The 499-nt window shown below is 62.9% G+C and carries 1 protein-coding gene; it reads right to left on the reverse strand.

The window, feature by feature from the left end:
• Nucleotides 1-499: condensation domain-containing protein (locus QCE64_RS37835; protein ID WP_310009526.1), on the reverse strand; the 499-nt coding region annotated here is incomplete at both ends.

Genomic DNA, 499 nt, shown 5'->3' on the forward strand with positions numbered 1-499 from the left:
GTAGGTCAATTGCTGCTCGCGCTCGCCTGCTTCCAGCCAGTCGCGTTGCCATGCCGCATAGTCCGCGTATTGCACCGGCAGCGCCGCCAGCTTCAACGGTTCTTTCAACACCGCTGCGCGGTAATGCGCCACCAGTTCTTCAAGCAGCACACGCACCGACCAGCCGTCCGAGACGATGTGATGCATCGCCAGCACGAACAGGCTTTTGCCCGCTTCCTGCGTGGGAAAAAGCCCTGCACGCAGCAACGGCCCTTGCGCCAGATCGAACGGACGGCTCGCGAGCACGCGTGCTGCGTCAGCGATCTGCGTCGCCGGCAGTGACGCTTCCTGCCAGTCAAGCGTTCCCTGCGGTTCGATCCACTGCTGCACCTGTCCAGCGTCATCAGCGACAAAGCGCGTGCGCAACACCTCATGCCTTGCGACGATCGCCTCGACGCTCGCCTTCAACGCAGAAGCATCCACGTCACCGTTCAGCCACAAGCCACCCGCCACGTGATAC

It is taken from the genome of Caballeronia sp. LZ043, from assembly GCF_031451075.1.
In the GTDB taxonomy this organism is placed as follows: Bacteria; Pseudomonadota; Gammaproteobacteria; order Burkholderiales; family Burkholderiaceae; genus Caballeronia.